Genomic DNA, 19,747 nt, shown 5'->3' on the forward strand with positions numbered 1-19,747 from the left:
GGTCCGTCCGGCTGGACGAACTTCGTTCCTGTGCCGTCGCTCGTCGTTTTCGCGCAGTTCCCCGCGCCCCTTTGGGGCGCGTCCGGCCGGTTCTTCGGGTCGGTGCCGGTCGGGATTCTCCGTCCTCGATCCGACACGCTCGGTAACACGTCCAGTTGCCCTACTGAAGAGCATCGGAGTCTGCGAGCAGAGATTCCCGCCCACCCCCTCCCGTAGCCGAGCGACTGCGGGAGGAGAGGAGTGCCCCTTCAGGGGCGCGGGGAACTGCGCAAAAGACGAGGGCGGACCCGCACCCGAAATGCGACCGCAAGGGGGCAGCATCCAGGGGCGCGGGGAACTGCGCACCCACGAACGGCCCGCACGGGGACAAGTGCGCCAACCCGGGAAAACCTGGGGGCGGGGGGAACGGCTGCGGGCCCGGGCCCCCGGTGTGGGGGTCCGGGCCCGGGGCCTGGGTACTGCTGAGGTCGCGGAAGCGACTAGTGGGAGTGCCCGTGGCCGCCGTGACCGGAGTCACCCTCGTCCTCGGCCGGCTTCTCGACGACCAGGGTCTCGGTCGTGAGCAGCAGCGACGCGATGGACGCGGCGTTCTCCAGCGCGGAGCGCGTCACCTTGACCGGGTCGATGACCCCGGCCTTGACCAGGTCGACGTACTCCTCGGTGGCCGCGTTGTAGCCGTGACCCGGCTCCAGGTCGGCGACCTTGGAGACGATGACGTAGCCCTCAAGACCGGCGTTCTCGGCGATCCAGCGCAGCGGCTCGACCACGGCCTTGCGGACGACGGCGACACCGGTGGCCTCGTCGCCCTCCTTGCCGAGGTTGCCCTCCAGCACCTTCGCGGCGTGGACCAGCGCGGAGCCACCACCGGAGACGATGCCCTCCTCGACCGCGGCGCGGGTCGCGGAGATGGCGTCCTCCAGACGGTGCTTCTTCTCCTTCAGCTCCACCTCGGTGGCGGCGCCGACCTTGATGACGCACACGCCGCCGGCGAGCTTCGCGAGGCGCTCCTGGAGCTTCTCGCGGTCCCAGTCGGAGTCGGTGTTCTCGATCTCGGCCTTGATCTGCGCGATCCGGCCGGTGACCTCGGCGGACTCGCCGCCACCGTCGACGATGGTGGTGTCGTCCTTGGTGACGGTGATCCGGCGGGCGCTGCCCAGTACGTCCAGACCGACCTGGTCGAGCTTGAGGCCGACCTCCTCGGCGATGACCTGCGCGCCCGTGAGGGTCGCGATGTCGCCGAGCATGGCCTTGCGGCGGTCACCGAAGCCGGGAGCCTTCACGGCGACGGCGTTGAACGTGCCACGGATCTTGTTCACGACCAGGGTCGACAGGGCTTCGCCCTCGACGTCCTCGGCGATGATCAGCAGCGGCTTGGAGCCACCCGCCTGGATGACCTTCTCCAGCAGCGGCAGCAGGTCCTGGATCGAACCGATCTTGCCCTGGTGGATGAGGATGTAGGGGTCCTCCAGGACCGCTTCCATCCGCTCCTGGTCCGTCACGAAGTACGGCGACAGGTAGCCCTTGTCGAAGGCCATGCCCTCGGTGAAGTCCAGCTCCAGGCCGAAGGTGTTCGACTCCTCGACGGTGATGACACCGTCCTTGCCGACCTTGTCCATGGCTTCGGCGATGAGATCGCCGACCTGCGGGTCCTGCGCGGACAGCCCGGCGACGGCGGCGATGTCCGACTTGTCGTCGATCGGGCGCGCGGTCGCGAGGAGCTCGTCGGAGACGGCCTTGACGGCGGCGTCGATGCCCTTCTTCAGGGCGGCCGGGGAGGCGCCCGCGGCAACGTTGCGCAGACCCTCCTTGACCAGTGCCTGGGCCAGCACGGTGGCGGTGGTGGTGCCGTCACCAGCGATGTCGTTGGTCTTGGTGGCCACCTCCTTCACGAGCTGGGCGCCCAGGTTCTCGTAGGGGTCCTCGATCTCCACCTCACGGGCGATGGTGACGCCGTCGTTGGTGATGGTCGGGGCGCCGAACTTCTTGTCGATGACGACGTTGCGGCCACGGGGGCCGATCGTCACCTTGACGGTGTCGGCAAGCTTGTTGACGCCGCGCTCAAGGGCGCGACGGGCGTCCTCGTCGAACTTCAGGATCTTCGCCATGGGAGCGGTTCAGCCCTCTCAGAAACTGCGTAATGCGGTGAACGAGGCGCGCCCCTGGAAACCCGGCGGCATATCGCGGGCGGCCAGGGGCGCGGCTCACAAGCACATGACTCTGGGGAGTCGGCGCTGAGTGAATTACTTCTCGATGATCGCGAGCACGTCGCGGGCCGAGAGGACGAGGTACTCCTCGCCGTTGTACTTCACCTCGGTGCCGCCGTACTTGCTGTAGAGCACCACGTCGCCGACGGCGACGTCGAGCTCGACGCGCTTGCCGTCCTCGACACGGCCCGGGCCCACGGCCAGGACGACGCCCTCCTGGGGCTTCTCCTTGGCAGTGTCCGGAATGACCAGGCCCGAGGCCGTGGTCTGCTCGGCGTCGAGCGGCTGGACCACAATGCGGTCCTCAAGCGGCTTGATGGCAACCTTGGAGCTGGTGGTCGTCACGATCCGACCTCCCCCTTCGGAGATCTCACGGGGTTAACTGTCTGAGGTGGCGACCAGGTCGATCCGTCGTCGCGGGTGCCGGATCTGCCCGTCGCTGTTGGCACTCACCTGTGGAGAGTGCCAGAACCGAGACTATGACTGTGATTAGCACTCGGTCAAGCGGAGTGCCAACGCGCCGCCCTCTCGGGCGGTACGCGAAAGTGTCGCGCCGAGGTGTTCGCGCCCCCCGTCAGCCCCGGTCCGCGCCCCCTCAGGCCACCCCCAGGCCCCTTACGCCGAGCCCACTTCGTCCCTGTGCGGGTCGCCTTCGCTTGCGTCTCTGAGGTCTGTCCGGCTGGGCCCACTTGTTCCCGCACAGGTCGTTCGTGGGTGCGCAGTTCCCCGTGCCCCTGGATGCTGCCCCCTTGCGGTCGCTTTTCGGGTGCGGGTCGCCCTCGCTTTCGCGCAGTTCCCCGCGCCCCTGAGGTTCCATACCTGGGCGTACCTGTTCCCGTGCGGGTCGGACGGGGGTGCGCAGTTCCCCGCGCCCCTGGGTGGTGCCCCATTACGGTCGCCACTTCGGGCGCGGGTCCGCCCTCGTCTTCGCGCAGTTCCCCGCGCCCCTGAGGTTCCATACCTGGGCGTACCTGTTCCCGTGCGGGTCGGACGGGGGTGCGCAGTTCCCCGCGCCCCTGGGTGGTGCCCCATTACGGTCGCCACTTCGGGCGCGGGTCCGCCCTCGTTTTTGCGCAGTTCCCCGCGCCCCTTTGGGGGCGCCCCCTGAGGTTGTCTTTCAACCCCCTCCTCCCGGACTCGCCCGGCTGCGGGAGGGGGTGGGCGGGAATCTCTGCCCGCAGACTCCGATGCTCTTCAGTCGGGTACGGGGGATGTCCGACCGAGCGCGTTGGAGCGAGGACGGAGAATCCCGACCGGCACCGACCCAAAGGACCGGCAGAACGCGCCCCAAAGGGGCGCGGGGAACTGCGCAAAACCACCGAGCGACGGCACAGCAACGAAGTACGCCCAGCACAGGAAACCCAGGGGCGCGGGGAACTGCGCACCCACCGAGCGACCCGCACAGGGACAAGTTCGTCCCGCCGGACGGACCTCGGAAGCGCAAGCGAAGGCGACCCGCGGAGTCAGACGTAGTCCGCGAGGCGGGCCGGGGCGAGCCGCCGGGCGTGGAGATCCCGGAGGAGGGCGACCGTCGCCTCCGTGGGCGACGCCACACCCCCCGCGTCCGGCTCCACCACCACGATGTCCCCCGCCCGCAAGGGCCCCCCACCGACCCCCCGCCCCCGCACGACGACGGACACCCCGCACTCCGAGGCCACCCGCAGGGTCACCGCGTCGAACGCGCCGTACGGCGGCCGCAGCATCGACGACCGCACCCCGAACCGCTCCTTCAGTTTGTCCCGCTGCCCGCAGATCTCCGCCCGCTGCCCGGCCGCGGGCAGCCCCGGCAGATGCGGATGGTCGAGCGTGTGGTTCTCCACGTCCGCACCGGCGGACCGCAGCCGCCCGTACCCGGGCCCCAGCACCCGGTCCGTGAGGAACACCGTGACCGGCAGCCGGAGTTCACCGACCAGCGCGGCGAACCGGGGGTCCTTCCCCGCGCCGTCGCCGAACACGAGGAAGACCACCGGGTCCCGGGTGGGCACCCGGTCGAGCACCGGCGGCCCGCCCCCGTCCCCGTCCGGCAGCGCGAGGGCGCGCGGGGAGGGCGCGGGGGCGGGCGCCGCGGACAGCCCCCAGCGCCGGTACGCCTCCGTACCGGCGCCCGCGGTCGGCCCCGCCGCCGGCCGCACCTTCTCCGCGGCCTTGCGGCTGAGCCGTTCGATCGGGTCGACGGACTGCGCGCAGCCGCCGAGCCCCGGACCGACCGCGGCGGCGGCGAGCAGCGCCGCCACCCACCGCCGCGCGGTCCGGCCGCCGCGGCCGGACCGCCCCGCGTGCCCGCCGTCGGTCACAGATAGTCCTCCAGCTTGGCCACCGCGTACCCCTGCTCGGTGACGAGCTTCAGGAAGCGGCGGACGGTGTCGGGCATGGAGCCGTCCCAGTCCTTCTTGCCGCGGAAGTGGGTGAGGACGATGTCCCCGGGCCGGATCCTCTTGTCGTACTCGCGGTACTCCCAGCGGTCCGCGAAGACCTCCTCGTTCCACAGCGGTACGGCGGTGATCCCGCACTCCTTGGCGGCCCGCAGGGTCGTCCGGTTGTAGTTGCCGTAGGGCGGCCGGAAGACGGTGGGGCGGGTGCCGTACTGCTTCTGGATGACGTCCTGCATCCCGCAGATCTGCCGCTTCTGGGCCTCGTAGGACAGCGCCGGCATGTACGGGTGGGTCAGGGTGTGGTTGTTGAGGGTGACCCCGGCGTCGCGCATCTTGCGGAAGTAGCCGTAGTCCTCCTTGACCAGGTAGTCGCTGAGGAACGCGGTGTACGGGACCTTGAGCTCCTCCAGCATCTTGATCAGCGCCGGGTCCTTGTTGTCGCCGTCGTCGATGGTGAGGAAGACGATCTTCTCCTTGGTGGGGATCGTCGTGAAGACGGGCGGCAGCTCGTCGTGGCCCTCGACCTCGAAGCCGTCCCGGGTGGGGATCTTCGGCTTGGCCGCGGGGGGCGGGGGCGCGAGGAGCGGCACCTTGGTGAGGCCCCAGCGCTTGGCGGTGGCGATCCGGGCGGCCTCGACGGTCCGCTTGCGGGTGGCGGCCTCGTCGCGGGCGGCCTTCGCCCGTTCGGCCTTCTTGCCGGGCGCGCCCTCCGCCCCGCCGGAGGCCGACGCGGACGCCTTGGCGGGCTTCGCGGTGGGGTCCTGGCCCGCGCAGCCGGCCAGGGAGGTGGCGGTGACGCCGAGGGCGAGTGCGGCGGTGAGGAGTCGCGCGAGCGCGCGCGTACGGGAGCCACCTCGCGCAACTTGTCTGTTTAGTCCTACTAGTCGCATGGGGCCGCATCCTGTCAGCGCCTCACCCGCACCACGCGCAGACACCGCCAGCGGCACCGGACCATCCACCGACTGGCCCACAATGGACCAGGTGAGCACCCTCGACCCCGACTCCGCAGCCGTCGCACGGTTCACCGCCCTCCTCGCCGGGGAGGGCCGGGCCCTGCTGGACGAGGTGCGCGACACCGACCCGGCACGGGAACTCGCCGTCGCCACCCGGCTGCGCCGTACGCATCCGGCCGATCTGGTGTCCGCCGCACTCGGCCAGGCGAGACTGCGGCAGCGCGCGGCGGTGAAGTTCGGCGCGGACGCGGCACGGATGTTCTTCACCCCGGACGGCGTCGAGCAGGCGACCCGCACGAGTGTGGCGGAGTACCGGGCCGGACGGATGCGGGAGCTGGGCATCGGCTCGGTGGCGGACCTGTGCTGCGGGATCGGCGGCGACGCGATCGCGCTGGCCCGCGCCGGGATACGGGTCCTCGCGGTCGACCGTGATCCGCTGACCTGCGCGGTGGCCCGCGCCAACGCGGTCGCGCTGGGGCTCGACACACTGATCGAGGTCCGTCAGGCGGAGGTGACCGAGGTCGGCACGGACGGGTACGACGCGGTGTTCGTCGACCCCGCGCGGCGCGGTGGCCGCGGGCGGATCTTCGACCCGGAGGCGTACTCGCCACCGCTGTCCTGGGCGGTGGGCGCCGCGCGGGCCGCCGGGCTCGGTGCGCTGAAGATCGCGCCCGGGGTGCCGCACGAGGCGGTGCCCGAGGGCGTCGAGACGGAGTGGATCTCCGACCGGGGCGAGCTGAAGGAAGCGGTCCTGTGGTTCGGTACGGGGGCGCCCGACTCGCGCCGGTCGACGCTGCTGCCCGGGGCGGAGTCCCTGTGGAGCCCGCTGGACGGGATGCCGCCCGATCCGGCGGTGCGGCCGGTGGGTCGGTATCTGTACGAGCCCGATCCCGCGGTGATCCGGGCGCGGCTCGTCGCGACGGTCGCGGAGCAGGTCTCCGGCGGGCTGCTCGACGCGACGATCGCGTACGTCACGTCCGACGTACTGCGCGGGACGCCGTTCGCGACGGCGTACGAGGTCACCGATCATCTGCCGTTCAGCGTCAAGCGGTTGAAGGCGTTGCTGCGGGAGCGGGGGGTGGGGACGCTCACCGTCAAGAAGCGGGGCTCCGCGGTGGAGCCGGAGGAGTTGCGGCGCAAGGTGAAGCCCGTGGGGCCCCACTCGGCGACGGTCTTCCTCACCAGGGTCGCGGGGGCGCCCACCATGCTGATCGGCCGTCCGGCCCGGCCCGAGTAACCCCGGCCCCGTCCGGCCCGGGCCCCCGAGGTTCCCTGCGCTGGGCGCACTTGTCCCTGTGCGGGTCGCTCATGGGGTGCGCAGTTCCCCGCAGGCCGCCTTCGCTTGCGCTTCTGCGGTTCCCCACCTGGACGTACCTGCTTCCCGTGCAGGTCGGACGGGGGTGCGCAGTTCCCCGCGCCCCTTAGGCCGCGCCCCTTGCGGTTCCCGTTCGGCTGCGGATGGCCCTTGGTTGCTCGCGCAGTTCCCCGCGCCCCTGAAGGGGCACCCCTCTCCTCGCGAACTCGCCTGGCTGCGGGAGGGGGTGGGCGGGAATCTCTGCCCGCAGACTCCGATGCTCTTCAGTAGGACCACAGGTACGTCGTACCGAGCGTGTCGGATCGAGGACGGAGAATCCCGACCGGCACCGACCCGAAGAACCGACCGGACGCGCCCCAAAGGGGCGCGGGGAACTGCGCGAAACCACCGAACGACGGCACCGGAACAAGCGCGCCCACCCGGACCCCGTGTCGATCGGGACCCGTCCGGATCGACACCTCCCGCGACATTCTTCGGCGGATCCGCCGGGGGTGCGCTCAGGGCGCCGCCGCCGGGTCGGGGCGGGCGCTGTCGTCGGGGCCGTCCAAGGCCGCGCCGCGAAGCGCTACACGGCCCGCACCCGCCCCCGGGGCCCGAGGACCGGCGTCCGGCTCCCGGTAGAGCACGGCCATGCTCAGCGCGCCGACCGCGAGAAGCGCCGCCGCCGTCCAGAACGCGGCGGGGAAGCCGTCCATGAGCGGTGTCCCGGCGCCGCCCCCGTCGGCCCCGGCGGCGGTGGCGACCGTCACGAGCAGCGCGAGGCCCACCGAGCCGCCGATCTGCCGGGAGGTGTTGAGCAGTCCGGAGGCCATCCCGGCCTCGTGGGCGGAGATCCCGCTGGTCGCGGCGGTGCCGAGCGGGACCATGCACAGCCCTATGCCGACGCTGCCGAGCAGCGACGGCGGCAGCACGGCGAGCCAGAAGCCGCTTTCGGGCGTCATGACCAGCGCCCACCAGGCCATTCCCCCGGCGGCGAGGAGTCCACCGGTCACGGTCAGCGCGCGGACGCCGTACCGGGTGATCGTCCTCGCGGCGAACACCGAGCCCGCGACGATCCCCACGCAGAACGGCAGGAAGGCCGCGCCGGTCGCCGTCGGCCCGTAGCCGAGGACCTGCTGGAGGTACAGCGACACGAAGTAGAACGCGCCGAACTGACCCGCCGCCAGCAGCAGCGAGAACATGTTCGCGGACAGCACCGGGCGCAGCCGCAGCATCCCCAGCCGCAGCAGGGGCTGGCGGTGCCGGGCCTCGACGGCGGCGAACGCGGTGAGCAGCAGCGCGGCGGCGGCGAGGGTGAGCAGGGTGGTGGCGGAGGACCAGCCGAGGCTCTCGGCGCGGACCAGTCCGAGTACGAGGGCGGTGGTCCCGGCGGTGACGAGCACCGCGCCGGCGGTGTCCAGCCGGGGCCGGGCGCCGTGCCGGTCGTCGAGCGGTACGGCGATCCGGGCGGCGAACGCGGCGAGCAGCACGACCGGCACATTGACGAGCATGACCGCGCGCCAGCCGAACCAGTCGGTGAGCATTCCGCCCAGCAGGACGCCGACGGCGCCGCCGAGGGCCCCGGCCGCGCCCCACATCGCGAGGGCCCCGGAGCGTTCCTTCCCCGCCGGGTACATGACGGTGATCAGGGTGAGTCCGACGGGGGCGAGCGCGGCGGCGCCGACGCCCTGCACCGCGCGGGCGGCGATCAGCTGCCAGGGTTCTGACGCGAGGCCGCCCGCCAGGCTCGCCGCGCCGAAGAGCGTGAATCCGGCGATCAGGACCCGGCGCCTGCCCACCACGTCGGCGAGCCGTCCGCCGAGCATCAGCAGCCCGCCGAAGGCGAGGGCGTAGGCGCTGACGACCCAGGTGAGGTCCTCGGGGGCGAAGCCGAGGCCGGTCCGGATGCCGGGCAGCGCGATGTTCACGACGGACATGTCGAGCGCGACGAGGAACTGCACGGTCAGCACCACAGGCAGGAACAGGGCGTGCCGTGAGGAGTGGTTCACCATGCCGGCACATTACTATACGCGTATAGAAACTGTGTACGACCGCGTACGACCCGTGTGCGGCCGAGAGCGGGAGAATGGTCCCCGTGGTGACGAACGACAGTTCCGGGACCCCTCGTACGGGGGAACCCGGCGACGGACCGGCAGCCGGGGGCCCCGACCGGGCGGACGACGGGAAGAGCGGCGCGCGGACGGCGCGGAAGGCGGTCGGCCGGCCGCGCCGGATCGACCCCGCCCGGATCGTCGCCACGGCGCGACGCATCCTCCAGGAGGAGGGCGTCGACGGACTGTCGATGCGCCGGGTCGCCCGGGAGGTGGGGACGACCCCGATGGCGCTGTACCACCACGTCCGGGACAAGGACGAGCTGCTGATGCTCACCCTCGCGGGCATGGCGGAGTCGGTGCCGCGCCCCGAGCTCCCCGACGACCCCCGCGAGCGGCTGCTCGCCGTCACCCTGCACATGTACCGGACCCTGCGGCAGATGCCCTGGGTGGTGGAGGTGCTGAGCCTCGGCGACCTCACGGACAAGGGCGCGCTGTGGATCGTCGAGGAGGCCCTGGAGTCGGCGGTCGCGTGCGGGCTGACGCCGGACGACGCGGTGCGCGCGTACCGCACGCTCTGGCACTGCGTCCACGGGGAACTGGTCTTCCGCGCGGCGGCGGACCGCCGCGCCGCGGACCCGCAGCGGGTCCGGAACTTCCCGGACGCGCTGATCAGCGAGGCGGACGCGGAGCGGCTCCCGCTGATCACGTCCCTGGCGGACCGCTGGGTCGAGCTGTCGGAGTCCTACGACCTGGCGGTGCAGCTCCGGAAGGTGATCGACGGTCTGCTGGGCCCCCGTCCGCCCGCGCGGGACACCGGAAACTGATCAGGCCGACGGCCCCTGGCTGACGTCCACCGAGTCGAACCCCCAGCGGTGCACGGGCCTGCGCACCAGCTCGGCGGGCGGGTCGGGCAGTTCGGGCGGGCCGTCCCCGTCGGCTCCGGCGGCCCACCAGGTGATGACGAGGACCCGGTCGCCGGGCGCGGTGAAGGTCTCGCGCCGCAGCGGCTGTCCGGCCAGGTCACGGCTCCGGGCCCAGGCCAGCAGCTCGGCGCCCCGGCCGGACACCGCCGCGGCCTCCCACATCAGCGCACGGGTCATGAGTAGAGGTTGTCCTTCGCCAGCTCGTGCACATGGTCGTGGGAGTGGGAGTGCCCATGGCCGTGCGAGTGCCCGTGCCCGTGCTCGTGCGGGGCGTCCTCGCCGTCGGACCCGGCGGCCGTGCCCGGTACATGGGTGTCGGTCACCGGCAGCGAGGAGTCCGCCGACAGGTCCCAGTCGGAGGCGGCGCGGCCCCGGGCGACCATCTCGGCGCCGAGGGCGGCGACCATCGCGCCGTTGTCCGTGCACAGCCCCGGCCGGGGCACCCGCAGCCGGATACCGGCGGCCTCGCAGCGCTCGGCGGCCAGCGCCCGCAGCCGGGTGTTGGCGGCGACCCCGCCGCCGATCATCAGATGGTCCACGCCCTGGTCCTTGCAGGCCCGGACGGCCTTGCGGGTCAGCACGTCGACGACCGCCTCCTGGAAGGACGCGGCGACGTCCCGCACCGGTACGTCCTCACCGGCGGCCCGCTTCGCCTCGATCCAGCGGGCGACCGCGGTCTTCAGCCCGGAGAAGGAGAAGTCGTACGCCGCGTCGCGCGGGCCGGTCAGCCCGCGCGGGAACGCTATGGCGGTGGGGTCGCCCTCGCGGGCGTAGCGGTCGATGACCGGGCCGCCGGGGAAGCCGAGGTTCAGCACCCGGGCGATCTTGTCGAACGCCTCGCCCGCCGCGTCGTCGATCGTCGCGCCCATCGGCCGGACGTCGGAGGTGATGTCGGAGGACAGCAGCAGCGAGGAGTGGCCGCCGCTGACCAGCAGGGCCATCGTCGGCTCGGGCAGCGGACCGTGTTCCAGCTGGTCGACGCAGATGTGCGAGGCGAGGTGGTTGACGCCGTACAGCGGCTTGCCGAGGGCGTACGCGTACGCCTTGGCGGCCGTGACGCCGACGAGCAGCGCGCCCGCGAGGCCGGGGCCCGCGGTGACGGAGATCCCGTCGAGGTCGGAGGCGGCGACCCCGGCGTCCTTGAGGGCGCGTTCGATGGTGGGGACCATCGCCTCCAGATGGGCGCGGGAGGCGACCTCGGGGACGACACCGCCGAAGCGGGCGTGCTCGTCGACGCTGGAGGCGACCGCGTCCGCGAGGAGGGTGGTGCCCCGGACGATACCGACCCCGGTCTCGTCGCAGGAGGTCTCGATGCCGAGGACGAGAGGTTCGTCAGCCATGGGTCCGGGTTCCTTCCCCGCCGTGCTCTGCTTGCTGGATGCCGTCGCCGCCGGCCGGGGCGCCCGGGTCGTCCGGGTTCTCGCCTCGCGCGTCCGCGCCTCGCGGGGGGACGGGGTCCGCCGGTTCGAGCGGGGCGACCGGATCGCAGGGCGGTCCGTCGCCGTTCATCGCCATCCGCATCACCAGCGCGTCGATGTTGCCCGGCTGGTAGTAGCCCCGGCGCCGCCCGATGGGGGCGAAGCCGAAGCGCTCGTAGAGCTTCTGGGCGCGGACGTTGTCCACGCGCACCTCCAGCATCACCTCCTGGCACTCGAACGCGCTCGCGTGCTTCAGCAGGTCCGCGAGGAGCAGCGCGCCGAGACCGGTGCCCCAGTGGTCCCGGGAGACGGCGATCGTCTGCACGTCCCCGACGGCCCCCATGCCCGGCTCGGTGTCCTGGCCGCCCGTGGTGTCCTCGCCACCGGCGGCGGCGAGTCCCGCGTAGCCGACGAGACGGTCCCCGTCCTCGGCGACGACGTACCACCGGGTGGCGCCGGGCCCCCGGGAGTGCGCCAGCTCGGACCAGAACATGCCGCGTGACCAGGCGTCGTCGGGGAAGAGCGCGCGCTCCAGATCGAGGACCGCGTCGATGTCCCACCAGCGCATCTCGCGCAGTACGGCCGTCACTGGGGGGTGACCACCTTGTAGTTCTTGGGGACCTGCGCGTCCGGCCTGCGCAGATACAGCGGCCGGGGGGGCGCGAGCTCCGCGCCGGAGCGCAGCCGCTCGGCGGCGAGCGAGGCGAGGGCCCCCGCGTCGGCGTGCTCGGGGCCGCGTCCGTCGGGGAAGGCGTCCGGGTACAGCCGCGGGCCCGCGCCGACGACCGGCAGTCCGGCCAGTTCGTCGGCGATGTCCGCGGGGCGGTCGACGGACGGCTCGGTGAGCCGGGTCCGGGGGTCGGCGTACCGCGCCCAGTAGACCTCCTTGCGCCGGGCGTCCGTCGCGACGGCGAAGGGGCCGTCGAGGCCGGAGGCGTACGCGAGTCCGTCGAGGGTGCACAGTCCGTGCACGGGCAGCCCGAGGGCCAGCCCGAAGGTGTCGGCGGTCATCAGCCCGACCCGCAGCCCGGTGTACGGGCCTGGTCCGGTGCCGACGACGATCGCGGTGACGGAACGGAGCGTCGTACCGGCGTCGGCGAGGACCCGGTCGACGGCGGGCAGCAGCAGCTCCCCGTGCCGTCGGGCGTCGACCTCGGCGTACGAGGCGACCACGGTCTCCCCGTCGTGCAGGGCGGCCGTGACGGCGGGGGTGGCGGTATCGAGAGCGAGCAACAGCACACAAACAGCGTACGGCTCCGGCGACCGGCGTAAGGCCGCCCCGGTGGAGCGGGCACATGCTGCTACGGTCGGCGGGTACGCGCGCGCTCACGGACGGTGACCGTCCGGCGGGTGCCGTGCGGTTCCGCGGACGGACGAGAGGTGTGCGTGGTGGCAAGCAGCAGCTCGGGAATCGTGGCCGGGCTCACCGCGGCGGCCCTGGTCACGGTCGGCTTCCTCGCGTACCAGGCGTCGGCGAGCGCCCCGGTACGCGTCTCCCCCGGTGTCACGTCCCAGGCCGACGCGGCCGTCCCCGTGCGGGACAAACGTGACCCGAAGGCGCTGCCCGCGGGTACGGGCGGCGGGGCCCGGGTGGTCTACGCGCTGGAGGACGACCGGGTGTGGCTGGCCGACGGCTCCCGGGTACGCAAGACGTACACCGTGACGCCCAGCACGGTCGACCCGGTTCCCGGTACGTACACCGTGACGTCACGCACCGGGCGCACGGCGGGGTCCGACGGGGTCGGGATCGAGCATGTGGTGCGGTTCGCGGTGGCGGACGGGGTGAGCATCGGGTTCAGCGCGGCGGTGGACGGGGCCCGGGGGGCGCCCGATCCGCGGCGGCGTACGGGGGGTATCCGGTCGACCCGGGCGCAGGGGGACGCGATGTGGGACTTCGCGGTGATCGGCACGAAGGTTGTCGTCATCCCTTAGGGGTTGCCCCGGCTTACGCCCCCGCTTGCGCGTCCGAGGTCTGTCCGGGTGGACGCGGGTCGCCTTCGCTTGCGCTTTCGAGGTCTGTCCGGCTGGGCGAACTTCGTTCCTGTGCGGGTCGCTCGTGGGGTGCGCAGTTCCCCGCGCCCCTGGGTACTCGGTGCTGGGCGCACTTCGTTCCTGTGCCGTCGCTCGGTGGTTTCGCGCAGTTCCCCGCGCCCCTTTGGGGCGCGTTCTGTCGGTCCTTCGGGTCGGTGCCGGTCGGGATTCTCCGTCCTCGATCCGACGCGCTCGGTACGACGTCCAGCGGAGCTACTGAAGAGCATCGGAGTCTGCGGGCAGAGATTCCCGCCCACCCCCTTCGGTAGCCGAGCGACTGCGCGAGGAGGGGGTTCCGCAAGCGAAGGCCCCGCACCCGACCGACAGCCTCAAGGGGCGCCCCCAAAGGGGCGCGGGGAACTGCGCACCCCACGAGCGACGGCACAGGGACAAGTGCGTCCAGCCGGACGGACCTCGGACGCGCAAGCGAAGGCGACCCGCACAGGGAACTCGGGCCTACCCGGAGGGGCTATGCGGCTTCCGCGTGGTCCTCGGACGGGGCGGGGGACGGGGTCCCGGTGCTCGCGGACGGGACGACCGGCGGCGTCGACACCGCACTCGCCGCCACACCCGCGGCCAGCAGCTCGCTCATCGACACCACCCCCTCGGACCCCGTGGACGTGAGCGCGACCCGCTCTTTCGCCTGCATGGGCGCCTCCTGGTGCTCCGGGGGCAGGAATGGTTAGGTACACCTAACCTGCGTCTCACCCCATGTGAACACGGACGACCGGCCCGGCGCAACATCTTCCCGACACCGCGTCGGAAAATGTCAGCCGGCGGACGGCGCCACGAGTCCGGCGAACCCCCCGCCCTCCCCCGCGGCCCCGGCCCACCGGTCCCCGTACCCACGCAGGGTGACCGTACGGACCTCGTCGGTGGTGTCCCCGACCGCGCGGTCGATCAGGATGTGCAGCCGGTCGTCGGACAGCTCCTCGACCTTGCCGTCGCCCCACTCCACGACGATCACGGACTCGGGCAGCGACACATCGAGGTCCAGGTCCTCCATCTCGTCCAGCCCGCCGCCCAGGCGGTACGCGTCGACGTGCACGAGCGGGGGGCCGCCGACCAGACTCGGATGCACCCGGGCGATGACGAACGTGGGGGACGTGACCGCGCCCCGGACACCCAGGCCCTCGCCCACGCCCCGGGTCAGCGTCGTCTTGCCCGCGCCCAGCTCACCGGTGAGCATCACCAGATCACCGGGGCGCAGCAGTCCGGCCAGGCGCACGCCCAGCTCCCGCATGCGTTCGGGGGACGTGACCGTGATCCGCGCGTCGACCGGGTCAGCTGCCCGGTCGCGCGGTACCGCTCGTTGCTCCATAACCGTCCACGGTAGTACCTGCCGGGACGGCTCCCACGCGGGTCAGGAGGTCGGCGAGCCGGTCGGTCACGACCTCGGGGTGCTCCAGCATCACCAGGTGCCCGCCGTCCGGGACGAGGACGAGTTCCGCGTCGCCGAGCCGGTCGGCGACGGCCTCGCTGTGCTCGCTGGGGGTGATCAGGTCCTTGTCCCCGGCGAGGACGAGCACGGGCAGCCCGTCGAAGCGGACGAGCGCCTCGCTCTTGTCGTGCTCGGCGAACGCCGGGTAGAACTCCGCGACGACGTCGATGGGCGTGCTCTCGATGAGCCGCTCCGCGAACCGGACGACCGCGGGGTCCACGTCGCGCGAGGCGAACGAGTACCGCTTGATGATCCCCGCGAAGAGGTCCGCGGTGGCCCGCCGCCCGCGTTCCACCAGCTCCGCGCGCTGGCCCAGCACCTTGAGCATCCCGGGCAGCACCCGCCGCACCGCGTTCACCCCGGCCACCGGCAGCCCGTAGCTGACCTCCGCGAGCCGTCCCGCCGACGTCCCCACCAGCGCGACCCCGGCGACCCGCTCCCGCACCAGCTCCGGGTACTGGTCGGCCAGGGCCATGATCGTCATCCCGCCCATGGAGTGCCCGACGAGGACGAGCGGGCCCTCGGGCGCCGCCGCGTCGATGACGGCCTTCAGGTCCCGGCCGAGCTGGTCGATCGTGACCGGGGCGCCGGACTGCGCCATGGCCGCTCCGCGCGCGGAGCGGCCATGGCTGCGCTGGTCCCAGTGGACGGTACGCACGACACCGCGCAGCGCGGCCCGCTGGAAGTGCCAGGAGTCCTGGCTGAGGCAGTAGCCGTGGCTGAAGACGACGGTGACGGGGGCGGGGTCACGGCGGCCGAACAGCCGTCTGCGGCGCGGCGCGAGGTCCGCGTCGGGCTCACCCACCTCGTCGACCTCGTAGTACAGCTCCGTGCCGTCGTCGGCGGACGCCGTACCGGGCGTGCCGCGCAGCGCTCCGTACGGTCCGGTCGAGTCGAGGGCGAGCCGCGCCCTGCGGCGGATGCCCCGGCCGACGGTCAGCCGCTCGATCGCGACTCCCGCCGCCGCGCCCGCCGCGACCACCCCGATCGCCACCCCCGCGATACCGGCGCCCTTGCGCCAGACCTCACCGGCCGAGGCGACCGAGGCCACCGCGTCGGTGACGGCCTGCGCACCGCTGTCACTCATGTACGACTCCCCTCGCCGCGCCCTGCCGTGACCGCGGCGGCGCCCGGCGCGGTCGGCACGGTCGTGGCCCGGGTGCCGCCGTGGTGGACACGGGGGACCCTGGCGCCGATCCGGGTCACGATCTCGTACGCGATGGTGTCCGCCGCCTCGGCCCAGTCCTGGGCGGTCGGTTCGCCCCGGTCCCCCGGTCCGAACAGCACGGCCTCGGCGCCTTCCTGGATCTTCTGCCCGCCCAGGTCCACCACGAACTGGTCCATCGCGATCCGTCCGGCGGCCCGCCGCCACTCGCCGCCGACGAGGACCGGGCCCCGGCCGGAGGCGTGCCGGGGGATGCCGTCGCCGTAACCGGCGGGGATCAGCGCGAGGGTGGTCTCCGCCGGGGTGACGTAGTGATGGCCGTAGCTGACCCCGTGACCGCCCGGCACGCCCTTGACCAGGGCCACCGAGGCGCTGAGCGTCATCACGGGACGCAGTCCCAGTTCGGCGGCGGTGCCCAGTTCCGGCGCGGGCGACAGACCGTACATGGCGATACCGGTACGGATCAGGTCGAAGTGGGTCTCCGGGAGGGTCAGCGCGGCCGGGGAGTTCGCGAGGTGCCGCACCTCCGGACGCACCCCCTCGCCCTCGGCGTACGCGACGAGCCGCCGGAACGTGTCGAGCTGGGCCGGGATCGAGGCGTGGCCCGGCTCGTCGGCACAGGCCAGATGCGACCACAGGCCGGTGATCCGGACGGTCCCGGCGGCCTCGGCGGCGAGTGCGGCGGCGACCAGCTCGGGCCAGTCGGCGGGCGCGCAGCCGTTGCGGCCGAGTCCGGTGTCGGCCTTGAGCTGGATACGGGCGGGCCGCCCCGCGTCCCGGGCGGCGGCGGTCACCTCGGCCAGGGCCCACATCCCGCTGACCGACATGTCGAGGTCGGCCTCGATGCCCTCGCGCCAGGGGTCGCCCGGGGTCCACAGCCAGCACATCAGCCGGCCGCGGATGCCCGCGGCGCGCAGGGCCAGGGCCTCGTGGGGGGTGGCCGTGCCGATCCAGGTCGCGCCCGCCTCGATCGCCGCGCGGGCGCAGGGGAGGGCGCCGTGGCCGTAGCCGTCCGACTTGACGACCGCCATCAGGGCGGAGCGGGGGGCGCGGGCGCGGAGCGTGCGGACGTTCGCGCGCAGGGCGTCCAGGTCGATCTCGGCGCGGACTCGGCTCAGGGGGGGCGGTGTCTGGCTCATCGCCGCCGATTCTCGCAGGTCGCCTTCGCTCGCGCTTCCGAGGTTCCCTGCGCTGAACGCACTTGTCCCGTGCCGCCGCTCGTGGGGTGCGCGGTTCCCCCTCGCCCCTGGGGTTCCCCACCTGCCCGTACTTGTTCCCGTTCAGGTCGGACGGGGTGCGCAGTTCCCCGCGCCCCTCCGGTCGCGCCCCCTTCGGTTCCCGTCCGGCTGCGGGTGGCCCTCGGCCGCTCGCGCAGTTCCCCGCGCCCCTGGGGTTCCCCACCTGCACGCACCTGTCCCTGTGCGGCGCGTTCGTGGGTGCGCAGTTCCCCGCGCCCCTCCGGTCGCGCCCCCTTCGGTTCCCGTCCGGCTGCGGATGCCCCTCGGCCGCTCGCGCAGTTCCCCGCGCCCCTGGGGTTCCCCACCTGGACGTACCTGTCCCTGTGCGGCGCGTTCGTGGGTGCGCAGTTCCCCGCGCCCCTCCGGTCGCGCCCCTTGCGGTTCCCGTTCGGGTGCGGGGGGTCCTTGGTTGCTCGCGCAGTTCCCCGCGCCCCTGGGGTTCCACACCTGCACGTACTTCGTTCCCGTGCGGCTCGTTCGTGGGTGCGCAGTTCCCCGCGCCCCTTTGGGGGCGCCCACCTTGGGATGTTCTCCGGCTGCGGGTGGGGTCAGGCTGCGGGCCGGTGTCAGCCCGGGGCGGGGTTGAACCATCCTCCTCGCGCAGTCGCGGGGCTGCGGGAGGGGGTGGGCGGGAATCTCTGCCCGCAGACTCCGATGCTCTTCAGTCGGGCAAGAGGGATGTCGTACCGAGCGCGTTGGAGCGAGGACGGAGAATCCCGACCGGCCCCGACCCAAAGGACCGACAGAACGCGCCCCAAAGGGGCGCGGGGAACTGCGCAAAAGACGAGGGCAGACCCGCACCCGACGAACAAACCCGAAGGGGCAGCACCCAGGGGCGCGGGGAACTGCGCACCCACCGGGCGACGGCACAGGCAACAGGTGCGCCCACCCGGACAGACCTCGGAAGCGCAAGCAAAGGCGACCCGCACGGGAACGAAGCGCGTCCCGCCGGACGGACCTCGGACGCGCGACCGAGGACGGGCCTCAGCCGGGGGACCGGACCCTCCCCCACGCACCCCCCACCGCGTCGGCCACCTCGAACGAGGTGACCGGCACCCCCCGCCCCGCGGCATCCCGCCCCGCCAGCCCATGGAGATAGGCCGCCACGGCCCCCGCGTCGGCCGCCCCCAGCCCCGCCGCCAGCAACGACCCCGCGAGCCCCGACAGCACGTCCCCGCTGCCCGCCGTGGCGAGCCACGGCGTCCCCATCGGGTTCACCCGCACGGGCACCGACCCGTCGGGGGAGGCCACCAGCGTGGTGGACCCCTTGAGCAGCACGGTCGCCCCGAACCGCGCCGCGAGCTCCCGCACGGAGGCCAGCCGCGCCGCCTCCACCCGCCCCCGCGACACCCCGAGCAGCGCGGCGGCCTCCCCCGCGTGCGGGGTGAGCAGCGTGGCCGCCCCCCGGTCCCGTACCGTCGCCGGGTCCAGCGGGCGCAGCCCGTCCGCGTCGACGAGGACGGGGACACGGGACTCCAGCACCTCACGGACCACGTCCGGGTCGTCCCCGAGGCCCGGCCCCACCACCCACGCCTGCACCTGTCCCGCACGGGCGGGCGGCCCGGAGTGGACCAGGGCCTCCGGGAAGCGGGCGATCACCGCGTCGGCGGCGTGCCCCACGTACCGGACGGCCCCGGCGCCGCCCCGCAGCGCGCCCGCGACGGCGAGCACGGCCGCGCCGGGATAGCGGGCCGACCCGGCGACGATCCCGACCACCCCGCGCCGGTACTTGTCGCTCTCGCCGGACGGCTCCGGCAGCAGCCGCGCCACGTCCTGGTGCTGAAGGGCCTCCAGCGGCGGCGGGTCCGGCAGATACGGGCCGAGGCCGATGTCGACGAGCCGCACGGTGCCCGCGTAGGTGTGCGCGGGGTCGATCAGCAGCCCCGGCTTGTACGTACCGAAGGTGACCGTCGCGTCGGCGCGCAGCGCCTCGCCGCGGACCTCCCCGCTGTCCGCCTCGGTCCCGCTGGGCAGATCGACGGCGACGATCACCGCGTCCGAGCCGCGGGCCGCGCGGGCCAGCGGCACCGCGTCGGGCCGCAGTCCGCCCCGGCCACCGATCCCGGTGATCCCGTCGAGGACGAGGTCGGCGGTGGCGAGCACCGCGAAGGGGTCGTCCGCGACCCGGCCGCCCGCCCCGGTCAGCGCGGCGAGTCCGCCCGCGTGGGTCCGCCCGGGCGCGAGCGGCACGGCGCTGACCCCGGCGCCCCGGCGCGCGAGCAGGGCGCCCGCGTACAGCGCGTCGCCGCCGTTGTCGCCGCTGCCGACGAGCAGGACGACCCGGGCCCCGTAGACCCGGCCGAGCAGATCGGCGCAGACGGCGGCGAGCCCGGCGGCGGCCCGCCGCATCAGCGTCCCTTCGGGGAGCCGTGCCATCAGTTCGGCCTCGGCGTGCCGGACGGTCTCCGCATGATGAGCGCTACGCATGGTGCCGAGTCTGCCGCAGCGGGCGCGCGGCGGGCCGGGGAACTGCGCCGCACGGCGGTACGGGCGGGCGCGGGCAGGTTTCCGGCCACGGGGACTTGACGGAAAACCAAGGTCAACTTAGGTTCACCTTACCCACGGCTCCGCGGTCCGCACCCGGCTCAGGCGGTCCGTACGCAGCTCACGCGGTGCGCACCCGGCTCCGCGGTCCGCACCCCGGTCCACCGGGC

Annotated in this window: 17 protein-coding genes; 3 read left to right on the forward strand and 14 right to left on the reverse strand. The window is 73.3% G+C overall.

All coding sequences use genetic code 11. The annotated features are described in order from the left end of the window. Positions 1 to 479: 479 nt before the first annotated feature. From groL to AB852_RS27045, 4 genes are all read right to left on the reverse strand, one after another. Complete coding sequence (gene groL, locus AB852_RS27030) at positions 480 to 2,105, reverse strand: chaperonin GroEL (RefSeq protein WP_073792835.1); 1,626 nt, start codon at positions 2,103 to 2,105, stop codon at positions 480 to 482. 135 nt (positions 2,106 to 2,240) lie between these two features. Beyond that, positions 2,241 to 2,549 carry a co-chaperone GroES gene (groES, locus tag AB852_RS27035; protein ID WP_073792836.1) on the reverse strand — a complete coding sequence of 103 codons (309 nt, stop codon included), beginning with the start codon at positions 2,547 to 2,549 and terminating at the stop codon, positions 2,241 to 2,243. 1,118 nt (positions 2,550 to 3,667) lie between these two features. Then, a complete protein-coding gene (locus AB852_RS27040) occupies positions 3,668 to 4,498 on the reverse strand; it encodes a polysaccharide deacetylase family protein (RefSeq protein WP_079184958.1) in 831 nt (276 codons plus the stop codon). Further along, positions 4,495 to 5,466, reverse strand: coding sequence for a polysaccharide deacetylase family protein (locus AB852_RS27045; RefSeq protein WP_079184959.1), 972 nt, complete (start codon positions 5,464 to 5,466; stop codon positions 4,495 to 4,497). Before AB852_RS27045 ends, AB852_RS27040 begins: the two co-directional genes overlap by 4 nt. 82 nt (positions 5,467 to 5,548) lie before the next feature. Here AB852_RS27045 and AB852_RS27050 point away from each other — a divergent pair, with 82 nt between their 5' ends. Beyond that, entirely contained in the window at positions 5,549 to 6,766 is a 1,218-nt protein-coding gene (locus tag AB852_RS27050; protein ID WP_073792837.1) for a THUMP-like domain-containing protein, read from the forward strand. 575 nt (positions 6,767 to 7,341) lie between these two features. Here AB852_RS27050 and AB852_RS27055 read toward each other — a convergent pair. Next, the gene (locus AB852_RS27055) at positions 7,342 to 8,835 is read right to left on the reverse strand and encodes an MFS transporter (protein ID WP_073792838.1); all 1,494 of its coding nucleotides are present in this window, start codon (positions 8,833 to 8,835) and stop codon (positions 7,342 to 7,344) included. A gap of 86 nt (positions 8,836 to 8,921) precedes the next feature. On the opposite strand from AB852_RS27055, the gene AB852_RS27060 reads away from it, so the two are divergent. Then, positions 8,922 to 9,701: a TetR/AcrR family transcriptional regulator gene (locus tag AB852_RS27060; protein WP_245876942.1), complete on the forward strand. Its 780-nt coding sequence runs from the start codon at positions 8,922 to 8,924 to the stop codon at positions 9,699 to 9,701. On the opposite strand, the gene AB852_RS27065 is transcribed toward AB852_RS27060, so the two are convergent. Genes AB852_RS27065 through tsaB form a run of 4 tightly spaced genes read right to left on the reverse strand, consistent with a single transcriptional unit; the run spans position 9,702 to position 12,457 of the window. Beyond that, positions 9,702 to 9,977: a hypothetical protein gene (locus tag AB852_RS27065; RefSeq protein ID WP_073792840.1), complete on the reverse strand. Its 276-nt coding sequence runs from the start codon at positions 9,975 to 9,977 to the stop codon at positions 9,702 to 9,704. Further along, on the reverse strand, positions 9,974 to 11,140 hold the full coding sequence (gene tsaD, locus AB852_RS27070; protein WP_073792841.1) for a tRNA (adenosine(37)-N6)-threonylcarbamoyltransferase complex transferase subunit TsaD: 1,167 nt from the start codon (positions 11,138 to 11,140) through the stop codon (positions 9,974 to 9,976). Before tsaD ends, AB852_RS27065 begins: the two co-directional genes overlap by 4 nt. Next, positions 11,133 to 11,786 (reverse strand): ribosomal protein S18-alanine N-acetyltransferase, encoded by a 654-nt coding sequence (rimI, locus tag AB852_RS27075; RefSeq protein ID WP_079184986.1) that lies wholly within the window; start codon positions 11,784 to 11,786, stop codon positions 11,133 to 11,135. The genes tsaD and rimI overlap by 8 nt, the downstream gene beginning before the upstream one ends. Positions 11,787 to 11,803: 17 nt before the next feature. Beyond that, positions 11,804 to 12,457 carry a tRNA (adenosine(37)-N6)-threonylcarbamoyltransferase complex dimerization subunit type 1 TsaB gene (gene tsaB, locus AB852_RS27080; RefSeq protein ID WP_073792843.1) on the reverse strand — a complete coding sequence of 218 codons (654 nt, stop codon included), beginning with the start codon at positions 12,455 to 12,457 and terminating at the stop codon, positions 11,804 to 11,806. Positions 12,458 to 12,607: 150 nt separating this feature from the next. Between tsaB and AB852_RS27085 the strand changes: the two genes are divergently transcribed. Next, on the forward strand, positions 12,608 to 13,150 hold the full coding sequence (locus AB852_RS27085; RefSeq protein WP_073792844.1) for a hypothetical protein: 543 nt from the start codon (positions 12,608 to 12,610) through the stop codon (positions 13,148 to 13,150). A gap of 568 nt (positions 13,151 to 13,718) precedes the next feature. On the opposite strand, the gene AB852_RS27090 is transcribed toward AB852_RS27085, so the two are convergent. The 5 genes from AB852_RS27090 to AB852_RS27110 form a co-directional block, all read right to left on the reverse strand. Beyond that, a complete protein-coding gene (locus tag AB852_RS27090; RefSeq protein WP_073792845.1) occupies positions 13,719 to 13,898 on the reverse strand; it encodes a hypothetical protein in 180 nt (59 codons plus the stop codon). A gap of 120 nt (positions 13,899 to 14,018) precedes the next feature. Beyond that, positions 14,019 to 14,570 (reverse strand): tRNA (adenosine(37)-N6)-threonylcarbamoyltransferase complex ATPase subunit type 1 TsaE, encoded by a 552-nt coding sequence (tsaE, locus tag AB852_RS27095; protein ID WP_073792846.1) that lies wholly within the window; start codon positions 14,568 to 14,570, stop codon positions 14,019 to 14,021. After that, a complete protein-coding gene (locus AB852_RS27100) occupies positions 14,533 to 15,777 on the reverse strand; it encodes an alpha/beta fold hydrolase (RefSeq protein WP_073792847.1) in 1,245 nt (414 codons plus the stop codon). Before AB852_RS27100 ends, tsaE begins: the two co-directional genes overlap by 38 nt. Next, a complete protein-coding gene (alr, locus tag AB852_RS27105) occupies positions 15,774 to 16,994 on the reverse strand; it encodes an alanine racemase (RefSeq protein ID WP_079184960.1) in 1,221 nt (406 codons plus the stop codon). Before alr ends, AB852_RS27100 begins: the two co-directional genes overlap by 4 nt. Before the next feature lie 1,083 nt (positions 16,995 to 18,077). After that, on the reverse strand, positions 18,078 to 19,520 hold the full coding sequence (locus tag AB852_RS27110) for an NAD(P)H-hydrate dehydratase (RefSeq protein ID WP_073792848.1): 1,443 nt from the start codon (positions 19,518 to 19,520) through the stop codon (positions 18,078 to 18,080). Positions 19,521 to 19,747 lie beyond the last annotated feature (227 nt).

Source organism: Streptomyces uncialis, assembly GCF_001905345.1.
Lineage (GTDB): Bacteria > Actinomycetota > Actinomycetes > Streptomycetales > Streptomycetaceae > Streptomyces > Streptomyces uncialis.

Excerpts from the sequence above, each read along its gene's own strand:
- alr (WP_079184960.1), bottom strand. The coding sequence starts at position 16,994 with ATGAGCCAGACACCGCCCCCCCTGAGCCGAGTCCGCGCCGAGATCGAC.
- AB852_RS27050 (WP_073792837.1), top strand. The coding sequence starts at position 5,549 with ATGGACCAGGTGAGCACCCTCGACCCCGACTCCGCAGCCGTCGCACGG.
- rimI (WP_079184986.1), bottom strand. The coding sequence starts at position 11,786 with ATGCGCTGGTGGGACATCGACGCGGTCCTCGATCTGGAGCGCGCGCTC.
- AB852_RS27045 (WP_079184959.1), bottom strand. The coding sequence starts at position 5,466 with ATGCGACTAGTAGGACTAAACAGACAAGTTGCGCGAGGTGGCTCCCGT.
- tsaD (WP_073792841.1), bottom strand. The coding sequence starts at position 11,140 with ATGGCTGACGAACCTCTCGTCCTCGGCATCGAGACCTCCTGCGACGAG.
- tsaE (WP_073792846.1), bottom strand. The coding sequence starts at position 14,570 with ATGGAGCAACGAGCGGTACCGCGCGACCGGGCAGCTGACCCGGTCGAC.
- AB852_RS27065 (WP_073792840.1), bottom strand. The coding sequence starts at position 9,977 with ATGACCCGTGCGCTGATGTGGGAGGCCGCGGCGGTGTCCGGCCGGGGC.
- AB852_RS27110 (WP_073792848.1), bottom strand. The coding sequence starts at position 19,520 with ATGCGTAGCGCTCATCATGCGGAGACCGTCCGGCACGCCGAGGCCGAA.
- AB852_RS27055 (WP_073792838.1), bottom strand. The coding sequence starts at position 8,835 with ATGGTGAACCACTCCTCACGGCACGCCCTGTTCCTGCCTGTGGTGCTG.
- AB852_RS27100 (WP_073792847.1), bottom strand. The coding sequence starts at position 15,777 with ATGAGTGACAGCGGTGCGCAGGCCGTCACCGACGCGGTGGCCTCGGTC.
- groL (WP_073792835.1), bottom strand. The coding sequence starts at position 2,105 with ATGGCGAAGATCCTGAAGTTCGACGAGGACGCCCGTCGCGCCCTTGAG.
- AB852_RS27090 (WP_073792845.1), bottom strand. The coding sequence starts at position 13,898 with ATGCAGGCGAAAGAGCGGGTCGCGCTCACGTCCACGGGGTCCGAGGGG.